General features: G+C 64.7%; 13 protein-coding genes and 2 pseudogenes. 10 read left to right on the top strand and 5 right to left on the bottom strand.

Annotation, left to right across the window (positions count from 1 at the left end):
* Positions 1-25 precede the first annotated feature (25 nt).
* Positions 26-643, bottom strand: a complete 618-nt coding sequence (gene mftR, locus W823_RS0128410; RefSeq protein WP_030164881.1) for a mycofactocin system transcriptional regulator — start codon at positions 641-643, stop codon at positions 26-28.
* 290 nt (positions 644-933) lie between these two features.
* Here mftR and W823_RS37695 point away from each other — a divergent pair.
* From W823_RS37695 to W823_RS37675, 6 genes and pseudogenes are all read left to right on the top strand, one after another.
* A pseudogene (locus W823_RS37695) lies at positions 934-2,075 on the top strand (acyl-CoA dehydrogenase family protein).
* Positions 2,076-2,193: 118 nt separating this feature from the next.
* Positions 2,194-2,301, top strand: coding sequence for a mycofactocin precursor MftA (mftA, locus tag W823_RS57145; RefSeq protein ID WP_023956102.1), 108 nt, complete (start codon positions 2,194-2,196; stop codon positions 2,299-2,301).
* Position 2,302: 1 nt separating this feature from the next.
* On the top strand, positions 2,303-2,596 hold the full coding sequence (gene mftB / locus W823_RS37690; RefSeq protein WP_023956100.1) for a mycofactocin biosynthesis chaperone MftB: 294 nt from the start codon (positions 2,303-2,305) through the stop codon (positions 2,594-2,596).
* Positions 2,597-2,681: 85 nt separating this feature from the next.
* Positions 2,682-3,911, top strand: coding sequence for a mycofactocin radical SAM maturase (gene mftC / locus W823_RS37685; protein WP_023956098.1), 1,230 nt, complete (start codon positions 2,682-2,684; stop codon positions 3,909-3,911).
* Positions 3,912-4,008: 97 nt separating this feature from the next.
* Positions 4,009-5,195, top strand: a pseudogene (gene mftD, locus W823_RS37680) (pre-mycofactocin synthase MftD).
* A gap of 104 nt (positions 5,196-5,299) precedes the next feature.
* Positions 5,300-6,103: a mycofactocin-coupled SDR family oxidoreductase gene (locus W823_RS37675; protein ID WP_023956246.1), complete on the top strand. Its 804-nt coding sequence runs from the start codon at positions 5,300-5,302 to the stop codon at positions 6,101-6,103.
* A 75-nt stretch (positions 6,104-6,178) separates the two neighbouring features.
* Here the strand turns inward: W823_RS37675 and W823_RS37670 are convergent, their stop codons facing one another.
* On the bottom strand, positions 6,179-7,270 hold the full coding sequence (locus tag W823_RS37670) for a CaiB/BaiF CoA-transferase family protein (RefSeq protein WP_023956096.1): 1,092 nt from the start codon (positions 7,268-7,270) through the stop codon (positions 6,179-6,181).
* Between the two features lie 161 nt (positions 7,271-7,431).
* Between W823_RS37670 and mftE the strand changes: the two genes are divergently transcribed.
* Genes mftE through W823_RS0128395 form a run of 4 tightly spaced genes read left to right on the top strand, consistent with a single transcriptional unit; the run spans position 7,432 to position 11,943 of the window.
* Positions 7,432-8,157 (top strand): mycofactocin biosynthesis peptidyl-dipeptidase MftE, encoded by a 726-nt coding sequence (mftE, locus tag W823_RS37665; RefSeq protein ID WP_023956094.1) that lies wholly within the window; start codon positions 7,432-7,434, stop codon positions 8,155-8,157.
* On the top strand, positions 8,124-9,659 hold the full coding sequence (mftF, locus tag W823_RS37660) for a mycofactocin biosynthesis glycosyltransferase MftF (protein ID WP_023956092.1): 1,536 nt from the start codon (positions 8,124-8,126) through the stop codon (positions 9,657-9,659). The genes mftE and mftF overlap by 34 nt, the downstream gene beginning before the upstream one ends.
* A gap of 4 nt (positions 9,660-9,663) precedes the next feature.
* Positions 9,664-10,983, top strand: coding sequence for a mycofactocin system GMC family oxidoreductase MftG (gene mftG / locus W823_RS37655; protein ID WP_023956090.1), 1,320 nt, complete (start codon positions 9,664-9,666; stop codon positions 10,981-10,983).
* A 57-nt stretch (positions 10,984-11,040) separates the two neighbouring features.
* Positions 11,041-11,943, top strand: coding sequence for a glycosyltransferase family 2 protein (locus tag W823_RS0128395; protein WP_023956088.1), 903 nt, complete (start codon positions 11,041-11,043; stop codon positions 11,941-11,943).
* 30 nt (positions 11,944-11,973) lie between these two features.
* Here the strand turns inward: W823_RS0128395 and W823_RS37650 are convergent, their stop codons facing one another.
* The 3 genes from W823_RS37650 to W823_RS37640 all read right to left on the bottom strand — a co-directional run bounded on the left by W823_RS37650 (position 11,974) and on the right by W823_RS37640 (position 15,825).
* The gene (locus W823_RS37650; RefSeq protein ID WP_023956086.1) at positions 11,974-12,882 is read right to left on the bottom strand and encodes a glycosyltransferase family 2 protein; all 909 of its coding nucleotides are present in this window, start codon (positions 12,880-12,882) and stop codon (positions 11,974-11,976) included.
* Positions 12,883-12,894: 12 nt separating this feature from the next.
* The gene (locus W823_RS37645; RefSeq protein ID WP_023956084.1) at positions 12,895-14,292 is read right to left on the bottom strand and encodes a WS/DGAT domain-containing protein; all 1,398 of its coding nucleotides are present in this window, start codon (positions 14,290-14,292) and stop codon (positions 12,895-12,897) included.
* A 108-nt stretch (positions 14,293-14,400) separates the two neighbouring features.
* Positions 14,401-15,825: a wax ester/triacylglycerol synthase domain-containing protein gene (locus tag W823_RS37640; protein ID WP_152538007.1), complete on the bottom strand. Its 1,425-nt coding sequence runs from the start codon at positions 15,823-15,825 to the stop codon at positions 14,401-14,403.
* Between the last annotated feature and the right edge of the window lie 30 nt (positions 15,826-15,855).

Here is a 15,855-nt window from a genome sequence, read left to right as displayed (position 1 = left end):
GCCACGAACAAAACTGGAACACGTTCTAGTCGAGATTACCAGTGCGTCCGAGCGGCCCCAACTCGCTTGTGAGGCCCACGCTCAGGATATGGCTACCGCGCGTGAGCAGGTCGCCCAGATCGGAGTCGGGCCGGTCCAGCCACTGCTGGTACGCGGCGAGCGCCACGGCGAGAAGCATCCAGGCGACTGTCTGGGGGCCGTGATCGGAGGCGTCTGTGCCGGTGCGCATCGCGACGAACTCGGCGACCACATCGCGCCATCCGGTGTACATCAGCATCGAATGCGCCTGCAGGGCCGGAACGCTCAGCAGCAGGTGCATCCGCCGACGGTGATGTTCGAGGTGCTCGTCCGGGACCTCGTTGAAGGCGAGCAGTGCGGTTCGCAGCGCGTCGGCCACGGGCATGTCGGCGGGGAGGTCGGCAAGCAGCCTGCGCATGTCCTGCAGGTGCTCGTCGAAGTCACCCCACGCGATCGCGTTCTTGGAGGGGTAATAGCGAAACAGGGTTCGCCGGGCGATCCCGGCGGCGGCGGCGACGTCGTCGACACTGGTCTCGTCGAAGCCGACCTCGGTGAACAGGTCGATCGCGGCATCGGTGATCTTTGCCTTGGTGGTGCTCGGCCGCCGCCCGATCTGAGCGGTCACGCCGATCGCCGTCCACTGGGCACGGCTTCACCTCCGGTGCGTCTCGCGGTCGCCGGCGTGCGACATCGCCCATGGTAGATGTCGAACAGCGGCCTGTTCCTGTCGCCTCAAAAGGCTGGCCCTAAAGCCTCAAAAGGATCTGCCGCCCGGTGTCGATCAACTACGATTGCCCCACTTGCCGGGGCATGAAGTGAACGAGCGTTCCCTCACCTCGACGGCGTGGTCGGGGCACATCGACACCGCTCCGAACAGACGGTTATCAGACGTGAATGACGTTGAGAGGGAACACGATGCGTAGAACTGTATTCGAGACCGAACACGATCAGCTGAGGGAGACCACCCGCCAGTTCATTGAACGCGAGATCGCACCTCATGCGGAGCAGTGGGAACGGGAAGGCCAGGTCGACCGGTCGGCGTATCTCGCCGCCGGCAAGTACGGGCTGATCGGGTTCAATCTGCCGGAGGAGTTCGGTGGCGGCGGGATGGAGGATTTCCGCTTCAACGCCGTCATCGTCGAAGAGTTGGCGAAGTTCGGATCCGCAACGCCTGCGTTGAGTCTGCAGAACGATGTGGTCGGGCCCTATATGGCCAAACTGACCAACGACGAACAAAAGCAACGCTGGCTTCCGGGCTTTGCTTCCGGCGAGCTGATCGGCGCCATCGCGATGAGCGAGCCCGGCGCAGGTAGCGACCTCGCCGGCATCAAGACGTCCGCAGTGCTCGACGGCGACCACTGGGTGCTCAACGGCTCCAAAACCTTCATCTCGGCAGGCATCAACTCCGACCTGGTCATCGTTGTCACCAGGACTGACCCGAATGGTGGGCACAAGGGGTTCACCCTGCTGGTCGTCGAACGCGGAATGCCGGGATTCGAACGCGGCCGCAAGTTGGACAAGATGGGCCAGCACGCGCAGGACACCGCCGAACTGCACTTCACCGCGTCCGGGTGCCGGTCGAGAACGTTCTGGGTGAGGTGAACAAGGGTTTCTACCACCTGATGCACAACCTGCCGTCCGAGCGGCTGTCGATAGCCATCGGTGCCATCGCCGGTGCGCGCCAGGTCTTCACCGACACGCTGCAATACACCAAGGACCGCAAGGCCTTCGGGCAACCGATCGGAACGTTCCAGCACAACCGATTCGTCCTCGCGGAGATGAGCACCGAGCTGGACATCGCAGAGCAGTACATCGATCGGTGCCTGGCTGCGGTGGTCGCGGACGAGCTGACGGCGGTGGACGCGGCGAAGGCCAAGTGGTGGACCACAGAACTCGCCAAACGAGTGATCGACCACTGCGTCCAACTGCACGGCGGATATGGCTACATGAACGAATATCCAGTGGCCAAGGCCTACGTCGACTCGCGGATCCAGACGATCTTCGGTGGCACCACCGAGATCATGAAAGACATCATCGGCCGCGACATGGGGCTGTAGGACCTGTCCTTTCGGACGGTTTTCGCGGAATTTCGAATTGATTCGGCCCAACCGCTAGCGTTTATGCACTCAGTGCCATTATGGTGGTCGTCACACCCACCAACAGGAGGTAATCCCCATGACCGCTCAGAATCCTTCGCAGTCGGACGCCACCACCGAGACCGAACTGGTCACCGAGTCGCTGGTCGAAGAGGTCTCGATCGACGGCATGTGCGGCGTCTACTGACGTGTCTGTCACCACCGATCGAGCAACCGCGTTCGACACTGATCGCGCGTGGGTGCTGAACTCGTCGGTCGCACTGCGTCCCGAGCCTTTCGGAGCGCTGTTGTACCACTTCGGCACTCGTAAGCTGTCGTTCCTCAAGAACCTGACGGTGGTCGAGGTGGTGCAGTCGCTCGGTGACCACGCTAGTGCCGACGACGCGCTGGCAGCTGCCGGCATCGGCGATGCCGACCGGCACCTGTATGTCAGTGCGCTCTCTGCACTGGCTGTTTCGGGAATGATCGTCCCCAACTCCTAAGTCCGGCACAGCCGCACGCGTCGCAGCCCGGCGCGTGCGGTCCGGCAAAACCTTGCCGCCGGTACGTGTTCTGTGAGGAACCCCCATGACTTCTGTTCTCGATCGCCCCTCGGCGTCGCGTCAGCCCGTCGGCCGCCTGGTCGACCAGTTCGAAAAAGGTCTCGATGCACCGATCTGCCTGACGTGGGAGCTCACCTACGCGTGCAACCTGTCGTGTGTGCACTGCCTGTCCTCCTCGGGCAAGCGCGACCCACGTGAGCTCGACACCGCGCAGTGCAAGGCCATCATCGACGAGCTGCAGCGCATGCAGGTGTTCTACGTCAACATCGGTGGCGGCGAGCCGACGGTGCGCCCCGACTTTTGGGAATTGGTCGACTACGCCACCGATCACCAAGTGGGAGTGAAATTCTCCACCAACGGCCTCAAGATCGACACGAAGGTCGCCCAGCGTCTCGCGGCCAGCGACTACGTCGACGTGCAGATCTCCCTCGATGGCGCGACCGCCGAGGTGAACGACGCAGTGCGTGGCCCGGGGTCGTATGCGATGGCGATCAAGGCGCTCGAGAACCTGCACGAGGCGGGGTTCGCCGACGCCAAGATCAGCGTGGTGGTGACCCGGCAGAACGTCACCCAGCTCGATCAGTTCAAGGCGCTCGCGGACCGTTACGGCGCAACCCTGCGTATCACCAGGATGCGGCCGTCCGGTCGAGGTGCTGACGTCTGGGATGACCTGCACCCGCTACCCGAACAGCAGCGCGATCTGTACAACTGGCTCGTCGCACACGGCGAAGGGGTGCTGACCGGCGACTCGTTCTTCCATCTGTCCGCGTTCGCCGAGTCGGGCCAGGGCGCGCTGCCCGGCCTGAACCTCTGTGGCGCCGGCCGCGTGGTGTGCCTGATCGACCCCGTCGGCGATGTGTACGCGTGCCCGTTCGCCATCCATGAGAACTTCCTCGCCGGAAACATCTTGTCCGACGGCGGGTTCAAGACGATCTGGCAGCAGTCAGACCTGTTCCTCGAACTCCGCGAACCCCAGAACGCCGGCGCCTGCACCAAGTGCCAGCACTTCGACGCGTGCCGCGGAGGATGCATGGCCGCCAAGTTCTTCACCGGTCTTCCCCTGGCCGGACCCGACCCCGAATGTGTTCAGGGTTATGGCGAAGAATTGCTGGCCGGCGACCGCAGCGTGCCCTCGGCCAACAAGGACCACTCGCGTGGTGTGCCGCTGACCCTGATGACCCGCCCGCCCTCGCGTGACTGCGACGAGAACCCGCTGGCCGGATTCACGCCGGCGGCCGCCTCGGCCTGCCACTGAACGACGCGGCCTCACCCGGAGTCGCCTTTGATACCGAAGGTGAACTCCCACACCACAACCCGGCAAAGTTGCCGGTGAGCAAAGGAATCAACACCCCATGGTCAATCCCTGGTTCGAGAGTGTCGCCGAAGCCCAGCGGCGAGCGAAGAAGCGACTTCCCAAGTCGGTGTATTCGTCGCTGATCGCCGGAAGCGAGAAGGGCATCACGGTCAACGACAACGTGGATGCGTTTGCCGAACTCGGGTTCGCGCCCCACGTCGTCGGCGCGCACGCCGAGCGGGAACTGTCGACAACCGTGATGGGTCAAGACATTTCATTTCCGGTGATGATCTCGCCGACCGGTGTCCAGGCCGTCGACAAAGAAGGCGAGGTCGCCGTCGCTCGGGCGGCCGCCGCCCGCGGTACCGCCATGGGTCTGTCGAGTTTCGCCTCCAAGCCGATCGAGGAGGTCACCGCGGTCAACGACAAGATCTTCTTCCAGGCCTACTGGCTCAACTCTCGCGAGGACATCCTCAAGCGCGCCGAGCGGGCCCGCGAGGCCGGCGCCAAAGGCCTCATCGTCACCACGGACTGGTCGTTCTCGATGGGACGTGACTGGGGCAGCCCCGAGATCCCGGAGAAGGTCGACCTCAAGGCCCTGCTGAAACTGGCTCCCGAGATCGCGATGCGACCGCGTTATGCCTGGGACTGGTTCAACAAGGGCAAGCCCATCATTCCCGACCTCACCGCGCCGAACGTGGTGGACAAGGCGCAGCAGGCACCGACCTTCTTCGGCGCATACGGGCAGTGGATGCAGACCGCGCCGCCGCGGTGGGAAGACCTGCAGTGGCTGCGGGAGGAGTGGGGCGGGCCGTTCATGGTCAAGGGCATCACCCGCATTGACGACGCCAAGCGCGCCGTGGACATCGGGGCCACCGCCATCTCGGTGTCCAATCACGGTGGCAACAACCTCGACGGCACCCCGGCGACCATCCGCATGCTCGGACCGATCGCCGACGCGTCGGCAAAGACATCGAGGTACTGCTCGACGGCGGCATCCGGCGCGGCAGCGACGTCGTCAAGGCCCTCGCCCTCGGTGCCGATGCGGTGATGATCGGACGCGCCTACCTCTGGGGCCTGGCCGCCAACGGCCAGACCGGTGTCGAGAACGTCCTCGACATCATGCGCGGCGGAATCGACTCGGCTCTGATGGGACTGGGCCGCCGCAGCATTCACGACCTCACCCGCGACGACATCATCATCCCCGAAGGCTTCGAGAAGCGATTCGGCGTAACCACCTCGTAGAGCCCGGCGCCTCCGGCAGGTCGACTCGACTAGAACACGTTACAGTTTGTTGTAACGTGGCGTGGTACTCAACCCACGTTCAGATCGACGGAGGCAGTGGCGATATGGGAGATTTCGACGGCAAGGTCGTCTACATCACGGGCATCGCCCGCGGACAGGGCCGCAGTCACGCGATCCGATTCGCCGAGGAAGGCGCATCGGTCATCGGGCTCGACGTATGTGGTGAGGTCACCAAGATCGGTTATCCGGTGGCCACCGCCGAAGACATGGAAGAGACCGTGCGCCAGGTAAAGGCCGCGGGGGGCAATATTCTTGCCCGCCAACTCGATACCCGTGACCTGGCGGGCCAGCAGCAGCTCGTTGCCGACGGCGTCGCACAATTCGGCCGACTCGACTACGTCATCGTCAATGCCGGTGTGCTCACCTGGGGCAGCGTCCACGAGATGACCGAGAGCCAGTTCATGGACGTCATCGATGTCAACGTGAACGGATCCTGGAAGACGCTCAAGGCGACCATCCCGGCGATGCTCGAAGCGGGCAACGGGGGCTCGATCGTGATCATCAGCTCCGTCGCCGGGATCAAGTCGATGCCGATGCAGGCGTCCTACTCGGCGTCCAAACATGCCTTGGTCGGGCTGGCGCACACAACCGCAAAAGAGCTGGGCCGCAGCAAGATCAGGGTCAACACCGTTCACCCCTACGGCGTCGAGACCCCGATGTGCATCGAAGACGCCGATGCTTTCAAGGTGTTCGAGATGCCCGAGTACAAGGCGCATTTCGAGCCGATCCTGCCCGGGATGGCCAAGTCCGGCGACATCACCGACGCGGTGATGTACCTCTGCTCCACACGCGCCAAGTTCATCACCGCCTCCTCCATCGAGGTGGACATGGGCGCCACCAAGGTCTAACCGGCCACACAGCCGGCGGATACGACAACGGCCCACCCCGCACGCGGGATGGGCCGTCGTTCGTGTCTGGGTCGGTCAGTCCTGCCAGAGCGTGGCGGGGTCGGCTGCGGTGCGGGCCGGTGCGGCGGGTGTGTCGGGCACTGTCCGCGAAAAGCGCGGTGCCACAGAGGCTTGCATGACGCCGTCGATCTCCACCAGGGATCGACGACTGGCCAGATGCTTGTTCTGCGGCGCCTCTTCCCAGTCGAGTACCGGCGTGGCGCACGCGTCTGTTCCGTCGAAGATCGCGGTCCACTCGTCGCGGGTCTTGGACTTGAACACCTCGGCGAATCGGATCTTCATGGCCGGCCACTGAGGCATGTCGAGCTGGTCGGGGAGTGTCTCGTCATCGGCGAGTCCCATCCCGTCGAGCAGAAGGGCATAGAACTGTGGCTCGATGGCGCCCACGGCGAAGTACTTTCCATCGGAGGTCTCGTAGACGTCGTAGAACGGGGCGCCGGTGTCGAGCAGGTTGGCGCCGCGCTCATTGCCCCACAGGCCCGTCCCGCGGAAGGCCCACATCATCTGGCCGAGCACCGAGGCACCGTCCACCATTGCGGCGTCGATGGTTTGGCCCTTGCCCGACTTCTCGCGCTCCACGAGCGCCGCCAGGATTCCCTGCACGAGGAACATGGATCCGCCGCCGAAATCGCCGAACAGATTGAGCGGTGGGGTGGGGACCTCGTCGGCCCGGCCGACGGCATGCAGCAGGCCGGTCAGCGAGATGTAGTTGATGTCGTGGCCGGCCACCTGCGACAGCGGGCCGTCCTGGCCCCACCCTGTCATCCGTCCGTAGACCACACGGGGATTGACGGCCGCGACATCATCGGGACCGAAACCGAGGCGTTCGGTGACGCCGGGACGGAAGCCTTCGATGACGACATCGGCCTTGGCGATCAGATTCATGATCGCCTCTTTGTCCGTAGGATCTTTCAAGTTCGCCTCGACCACCGTGCGGTTGCGCAAGAGCTGGTCGGCGACCTGTCCCTCTTTGGGAAGCTTGCCGGGACGCTCGATCCGCACGACGTCTGCGCCCAGATCTCCCAGCATCATCGCTGCGTGCGGCCCGGGGCCGATGCCTGCGAACTCGATCACGCGTATTCCGCTCAGCGGTCCGTTCTTTGCCATGTATCGCACCTCATCGTCGAGTGGTCCACCACGCACGCCACCCGGCGGGCGCAGCGCGTCACATCCAAATACTGTCGGGTGCCAAGTAAACCAGGTGCCGAGCGAATGCTCGGGCGGCAAAGCCCTTCGGGGCGAAGCGGCAACGGTCTACCATTGTCCGAATGACACCTTCGGGCGGGCTCGGCTTCCGAAGCTGGACCGAGTTGGATGATCGGTCGGCCACGGTCCTCGTCCCGTTGGGTTCCATCGAACAACATGGGCCACACCTGCCACTCGACACCGATGTGCGGATAGCGACTGCCGTTGCCGATGCCGCAACCGGATCGAGCCCGGAGCCAAGGGCTCAGGGGGTCGACCTGATGGTTGCGCCACCACTCAATTACGGTGCGGCCGGGGAGCACGAGGGATTCCCCGGGACCATCTCCATCGGGCACGAGGTGCTGCACTCGGTGCTGGTCGAGTACGGGCGCAGCGCCTGCCGATGGGCGGCCCGGTTGGTGTTCGTGAACGCTCACGGTGGCAACGGGAGAACGTTGCTGTCGGCGGTGTCGCAACTGCGCACCGAGGGTCGGGAAGTGGCATGGTTCGGATGCGCCTCTCCGGGCGCCGACGCACATGCCGGCTATACGGAAACGTCGCTGTTGCTGCACATCTCGCCGATGACGGTGCGCGTCGAGGAGATGGTCAGCGGCAACGTGACTCCGGTGTCCGAATTGATGGCATCGATGCGTGCAGGGGGAGTGGCAGCTGTGAGTGACAACGGGATACTCGGCGATCCGATGGCGGCTTCGGCCGCCGAAGGAAGGCGAATGCTCGGCGACATGGCCGTGCGGCTGGCCGACGCTGTCGGTCGGTGGGAGCCGGACTCGAACGGGATGCTCAGGTGATCGCCGGAAGTCGGCAGGACGAGCGCGAAGACGAAGGTGGGGATCCGGACGGATCGCAGGTCGACGTCCCGGTCGATCCCGACGTCGCGGTCCCGCCGCCCGGATTCCAGGTGCAGCTCGATCCACGCTGCATGGTCTCCGACGATCGTCGCCACATTATCGGGGGATCGCCGACCCGGCTCCTGAACCTGTCCGAGTTGGCCGGCGGCCTACTCGACGCCGACGGCCGGCTCACGGTGCACGACCGCACCACCTCGCAACTGGCCAGGAAGTTGCTCGATGCCGGCGTCGGTCACCCACGGCCGATGTTCGGCCCGACCGACACCGACGTCACCGTGGTGGTCCCGGTGCGCGACAACCAGTCCGGAATCGACCGGCTGCTACCGGGTCTGGGCGGACACAAGGTCATCGTCGTCGACGACGGGTCGACCGTACCGATCGAGGCGCCAGGCGCCCAGGTGATCCGCCTCGAGCGCAGTCGTGGACCCGCAGCGGCGCGTAACAGGGGAGCTGCCCACGTGGACACCGAGTTGCTCGCATTCCTCGACTCCGACGTCGTGCCAGAGCATGATTGGCTCACCAAGTTGCTCGGCCACTTCTCGGACCCGAAGGTCGCCCTGGCGGCGCCACGAATCGTCGCGCTCGAGCCGGGCGGCGGCGCCACCTCCCGGTACGAAGCCCTGTGTTCTTCCCTCGACATGGGGCGCCGAGAAGGTCCGGTGGCGCCCCGGTCGCGCATTCCTTACGTCCCCAGCGCCGCAATGATCGTGCGCCGCAACTGCTTCAGCGGTTTCGACGAGTCGATGGAGGTCGCCGAGGACGTGGACCTGTGCTGGCGGCTTCATGCAGACGGGTGGTCGCTGCGATACGACCCCATCGCCACCGTTGCCCACGACCACCGGCATCGTCTCTCCAAGAGCCTCGACCGCAAACGGTATTACGGTACCGGCGCGGCGCTGCTGTCGGGCCGTCATCCGGGCATGGGTGCTCCCTTGGCCCTCACCGTTCCCATGGCGGCGGCGATGGCGGCTCTGGTCACGGGGACGGTCTGGGGGGTCATGGCCGCCCTCGTTGTCTTCGGGGTGATCGGCGGGCGGCTGCACCGCCGGGTGTCGTCCATGCCCGATGCCGCCCGCACGGCCGCCAAACTCACAGCGCAGTCGGTGGGATTCGGGGTGTTGCAGTCGGCGTCTGCGATGTGTCGCCACTATTGGCCGCTGTCAATTCTCCTCGCCTTGGTGTCCAAGCGTTTTCGGCTGCTGCTGCTCACCGTTGCGGTCGGGGAGGCAGCATACGAGTGGGTCCGGTTGGAGCTGGTGAACCCCGAGCCCGGTGCTCGCGTCGGCTGGTGGCGGTTCATGGTGCTCAAACGGCTCGACGATCTGGCCTATGGCGCAGGTCTGTGGCAGGGGGCGCTCGCCGGCCGCAGCATCGACGCACTCTATCCGCGGATCAGTAATACGGTGTCGACCGAAGCGCGCCCCCGCGTCGCCCCTCGATGACCCGATGAGCGGAGCTGCCGATGTCGGCGCGGACGTCATCGTTGTCGGTGCGGGCAGCAGCGGAAGTGTTGTCGCCGAGCGCCTTTCCCGAGATCCGGATCGGCGGATCCTGTGGCTCGAGGCCGGCCCCGGTTCGCCGGGGCCATCCGCGCTGCGCCTGGACCGACTTCCGATTGGGCCGGGTTCGGACCGGGTGGCGCGGTATCGCAGCAGGCAGGGGTTCGACCTACCCCGAGGGCGCGGTGTGGGCGGCTCGTCGGTGGTGAACGGGGGATACTTCCTGCGTTGGCACCGTTCGGATTTCACCGGCTGGTGCGAGGAGATCTGGCCGATGCCGGTCATCGCCGACACCTACGACAGTCTTGATGGTGGCGCGCAGGGCGGCGGCTCGATGCATGTCTCGGCATTTGCCGACGATGAGATCGGTGCGTATGCCGAGGCGTTCGAGAGTCATTGGGAATCAGAGGGTCTTGCGCGTGTCGAGGCGCCGTGGACCGATCTGGGGATCAACCGGGTGCGTTCGAATCGAGACGGCCCCCTACGTCGGTCGGCCGCGCACTGGATGGCTGACGATGGCGGCCGGCCCGGCCTGCGTCTGCTCACCGGTGCTGCGGCCACCGAGCTCGTGGTGCGGGGAGGGCGCGTCACGGGAGTGGCCGTCGGTGACGATGTGTTCGCTGCTGACGAAGTGATTGTCTGCGCCGGAACCCTGGGGACTGCAGAGCTGCTGATCCGGTCACCAGGCGTGCAGATTCAGAGCCTGGATGTGTGGGAGCATCGCGAAGTGCTCGTGCGGTTCGGCCCCGCGTCGCGGCCCGTCGCGAAGCCCCCGGCGTTGCTGCAGTCTGTGGTGCACACGTCCGACGGTGTCGAGTTACGTTGTTACGGAGGCGACTTCGCCGACTTCATCGATGGTCTGCCGGTGACGGGACCGGCTTTCGGGGCCGCTCTGATGCGTCCGCACCGCGACGGATCCCTTTCCTGGGATGCGACGCACGGCCTGCAGGTCGACCTCGGTGAACTCGACGGCACTGACACGCGCACCCTGGGCGTGTGGGCCGAGCGACTGCGGGCGATGTTCGAAAGTGATCACTTTGCTGCGTGCGCGCAGAAGGGGAGCGCTCAGATCGATCCGGTGCTCAGGACCTCACAGCACGCCTGGGGCACGCTGCCGATGGGGGTGGCCACGGACTGGGCCGGAGCGGTGAACGGGGTCGATGGTCTGAGGGTGATCGATGCCTCCATCCTGCCGACTGCCGGCTCGTCCGGGCCGCACGCGACGGTGATGATGGTCGCGACTCGCATCGTGGATCTGATCTATTGATTTACCCAACTGAATGTCCGGTTGTCCTCCGTCAACGCCGGTGGCTACGGTGGGGCCATGGACGAATCTCGGTTGACCGTCGTGATCCCGGCCTACAACGAGGCCGAGACTCTCAGGGGTTGCCTCGACAGCTTGGTACCGCAACTGACCCACCTGTACGAGATCGTGGTGGTGGACAACAACTCGACTGATGAAACGGCTTCGCTTGTTGAGGAATTCGCTTCGAAGTACGGCAAGTGCCGGTCGGTGGTGGCCACCGAACAGGGCGTGATCCACGCCCGCACAGTAGGTTTCGACAATGCCCGGGGTGATGTGATCGCTCGCATCGATGCCGATTCGCGAGTCGGTCCCGAATGGGCGCAGTCGATCAAAGAGTTCTTCCAGCGGTACGGTGACGTCTACCAAGCGGGCACCGGGTTGTGCACTTCCTATGATCTGCCGTTCCAGGAACGCTTTCGCCGATCGCACGTAGGCATCACCGACGATGCGCGGGCGAAGCTGGCCGCGATGTCGGAGAGTCCCGGGTCCGAGGGGCCAGACCTTCAGCGGTTGTTCGGGTCGAACATGGCAATGACAAAAACGGCGTGGCAGCAGGCGCGCTCGTGCAGCTGCATGCGCTCGGACGTGTTCGAGGATCTTGATCTGACCCTGTGCCTCAAGCGGAACGGTGTCCGGATAGGCCTGATCCCCGGCGCCGACGCAACAATCTCCGGCCGGCGATACCTCACCCCGCCCCCCGCATACTTCAGGTATTGCCTGCGAGATCAGCGAACCTTCAAAGTGCATGGGCTACCCAAGGAGCGAGTGAAGGCGGTGGTGCAGATGCTTGTTGTCGCCATGCCCTTCTATCTGATCAACTGGGTGCCCTTTCGGGCGTACGATCCCGTCTCGCAGCGATTCACCATTCGGAACCTGATCCGGCCGCCTCAGACTCGGCTCACGCCCCGCGCCCACCGCTGACCGCCGTCGAACTGTCGATGCCCGAAGGCTTCACAAGCACAGCACGCGGTGGGTGATCCCGCCGCGGATCTTGCCCGCCTCGTGAGCGACGTGATAGATCCAGCGACCGGTGTTCATACGGGTGACTGCTTGCGGCAGAAGAGGATTGCGAAGAGCGAGCGACGTCACCACCAGCGGGAACAGCAGCGGCCGATTGTATTGGGTGAACCCCATCTCCCGGTAGCGGGCATGTATCTGCGCCGCCCCCCGGCCATAGACGTAGATCTGTCTCCACAGCGACCGGTAGGTGTCGCGCAGTCGGTAGTCGAGCAGGGCTTCAGAGCTGTGTACGAGCACGTACCCCGCCAGTTGTGCGCGCCATACGTAGTCGTTGTCCTCGGCCGTGTGGACAAAGGTCTCGTCGAAGCCACCGATATTGTCGTGGACATCGCGCCACACACCCATGTTCGCGCCGATGGCGGTCGGATACCAGCCCGGTACCGGCCAACCGTCTTCGGGCAAGGGGATCGGCCGCCACATGCGCACTTCAGCGGTGTTGAGAGCCTCTGTGTCGAGGGATCCCGACACGAGGTCGGCGGCTTCTGCGGTGGCCGCCATGCTGCTGAGCCAGTGTGGTCGTACCCGGTCATCGCTGTCGACGAACGCGAGAAAATCACCTCGGGCGGCCTCAGCGCCCGCATTACGCGCATGAGACGCCCCCGGCACCGCAGAACTGTCGACGTAGACGACGTCGAGACCATCGGGGATCGCTGGGCCGTGGATGAACTCGCGTAGTCCGTCGGTCGACCCGTTGTCGCTGATCACCACCTCCCAGTCGCCTTGATAGTCCTGGACGGCAAGAGCTTTCATCTGCTCGATCAGGTAGGGCATGCCGTTTCTGACCGGGATGATCACCGAGACACGAAATGGTTCCCGGCGCTGTGATCGTGGAGGGGGCATTCGTCGATGACCTCAGATGAGCGTGGCGCGATGCGCCTCAAACGATTCGCGGACGACTTGACAGTATTCGCCGATGTCGGGCATCACAGCCGAGTCGACCGTGATCGACATGGCGATGTGGTCACCCCGATCGGAGATCGCGTGCGCCAGAGTCGCGCCCGAGCCGACCGGTTGCATGGTGAAGCTGTCCACGATGTCCAGCCCGCAGACGCTACCGTGTCTCGCGATCCCGGGCAGATTGGTGATCACCACGTTGAAACGGGGCGGCGCGACTGACTTCTTGCGGCGCGGCCGCCCGGAACCGAGCAGCCGGAGGACCGGGGCGGGCACGATGTCGATGAACCCCGTCGTCTGTTCCGCCAACTTCTGTTTGACCCTGTTCTTCTTACGTGCGGTCTCCGCGGCGATCAGCGATATCCGCACCCGGGGATCCGATTCGGTGGTGACCAGATCCACGACCACCGGAACGAACTGGTTTGCCGCATCCGCTTCACGCATTCCTCGTGTGGACACCGGTACCAGGGCAGACAGCGACGATGGCGGGGTCTCGTTCCTGCGACCGAGGTAGTCGTGAACGGCTTGTCCGACAACGGATAACATGAGGTCGTTGACCGTGGCGCCGCCCACCGAGGACTTCATCTTGAGCACATCGGCGCGGTCGAAGAGTATGTGGCCTGCCGTGCGTGGCCCGCGAAACTCCTGATTGAAGCGGGTGACCGGCCACGCCCGTTGGTGGGGACGCCCGCCGGCCGGTCGTGCTCGGCTCCGCTGTCTCGACGCCCGTACGATCCCGATGCCCTCTTTGACGAACCGGGTCCAGACCGCAGGTCCGCGCCGGAGTTCTCGACGGGTCAGCGCTGCGCGAGATGCTGTGCCCGTCCCGACGACGCGGCCCTCCGCGCGTGTTGCGTCGCTCACGACACCATCGCCGAATACCCTCTCGCCCAAAGTCGCCGAGGTGACGCCGTCGAAGGCGATGTGATGGAACCGGAACACCACGAGACTGCACAGGCCGGGGTGGCCGGGCACGCCGGTGACGTCGGGGATGACGTGCATGAGCCAGGGTGCGTGGGAGAGATCCATCGGCGTGTCCCCGAATTGCTCCACGAGATCGATCGCCGAAGCCCACGTGCCGACGTTGCGGTGCACCTTCAGGTGGGCAGACGCGGAGAAATCCGGATCAGGTACCCAATAGGGGTAACCGATGTCCGCGGGTAGTCGGATCATCTTGCTGTCGAACAGGTCTGAGATCCAGATCCGTTCGCTGATCCACTCCAGGAGGCGATCCTCGGTGAGCTCGAGCGGTCGGTCGGCGGGATTCACGACGACCTGGCAACTGACCACTGTGGCCGTCGCGACTCCGTCCCCGAGGTAGAGGTATGCGGCGTCACGCGCGGTGACCTGTTTCATTGGGCGATCTCCGGTGATGTGCAGAGCCGCCCCACACGATCCCGCATGGTGCTGCGGGACCGCGATCTGGACGGGCGGGGACGAATGGTGGGGCGTCGGCCGGCAGTCTCAACCGACCTCGGCCTGGTGGGTCTTGAACGATTGCTCGATGATCCGGCAGTACTCGGTGATGTCGGGAAGCGACGCACGATCGGCCGTGATGGACACCGCGAGCTTGTCGGCGCGGTTTGTGATCACGTGAGCCAAGGTCGATCCACTGGCCACGGTCTGGACCCCGAAGCCGCCCACCACTTCCAGTCCGAAGATCTTTCGTCGCATCTGGACACCGTTGACGTTGGTCACCACGAGGTTGAACGCTGGGGAAGTGGAGGTCGACTTCGACTGCCGACGCGAGAGAACTCCGAGGAGACGCAGCAGTGGTGCGGGCATTGCGTCCACCACCGCGATGTCTGCCCGGGTCGCCTCGTCGGCGATGCGCTTCTTCTCCCGGGTCGTCTCCGCCGAGATCAATCGGACTCGGGTGGTGAGATCGGATTCGGCTGTCTGCAGGTCGACCACCATCGGTACGAACTGGTTCGCCGAGGCGGATTCACGCATTGCCCGCGTCGACATCGGCACCAGCGCGGACATCGAGGACTCGGGGCGCTCTCCCGCCTGGGTCAGGTAACGGTTGGTCGCCTCTCCGATGACCGACAGCATCAGGTCGTTGAGGGTTGCGCCGGGAACCCGTGACCGCAACTCGAGTACTTCTTGTAGATCGAGCATCACACCGTCGGCGATTCGTGGCCCCCGGAACGGCGTGTTGAACCGGATGACCGGCCAGCTGCGACGTATCCCGGGCTCGGATGTCTTCGCCTTTTCCCGGGTCCGGCGGATTGTCGTTCCGCAGACACGGGCGAACCGCCAGAAATGACCGGGCAGGCCGACCAGCTCTCTCCGCGCCGCCGCCGCCCGCGTTTTCTCGGCATCCCCGACGATCCGGCCTGCGGCACGGACTTCGTCGGTGATCTCCAGGTCGCTGAACATGGTGGCCGTCAGGGTGCTGAACAACATCCCATCGAACGCGGCGTGGTGGTAGTGGAGCGCCACGAGTGTCGACAACCCGGTTTGATCCGGTGCGTCGGGGATGTCGGTGATGACATGCATCAGCCACAGCGGACGGGACGGGTCGAGTGGTGTGGCCGCGATGTCCGCCACCAGGTCTCGGGCCGCGGACCAATCCGGCACCACATGGAACCGGACATGCGCGGCGGGGTCGAAAGCCGGATCCGGCACCCAGTAGGGCAAGCCGACGTCGCCGGGGAGCCGCATCAGTTTGCTGGTGAACAGATCCGACACATCGAGGCGTCCGCGTAACCAATCCACGGCGGCGGTGTGGTCGATCGTCAGCGGTAGCCCGTCGGGATTGGGCATCAGGTACGACGACACGATGGTCGACGAGTTCACGTCGCCGAGATACAAGTAGGCGGCATCACGCCCCGCGATCTGCTTCATCGCGTCGGTTTCGGTGGCATAGGTGTTGATCGTAGGCAACAATGCCCCAACTCGGCGGTTTTCGAACCG

Source organism: Williamsia sp. D3 (genome assembly GCF_000506245.1).
GTDB classification, from domain to species: Bacteria; Actinomycetota; Actinomycetes; order Mycobacteriales; family Mycobacteriaceae; genus Williamsia; species Williamsia muralis.
The sequence above is the reverse complement of the archived record's forward strand: the minus strand, read 5'-3'. Positions and strand labels throughout refer to the sequence as shown.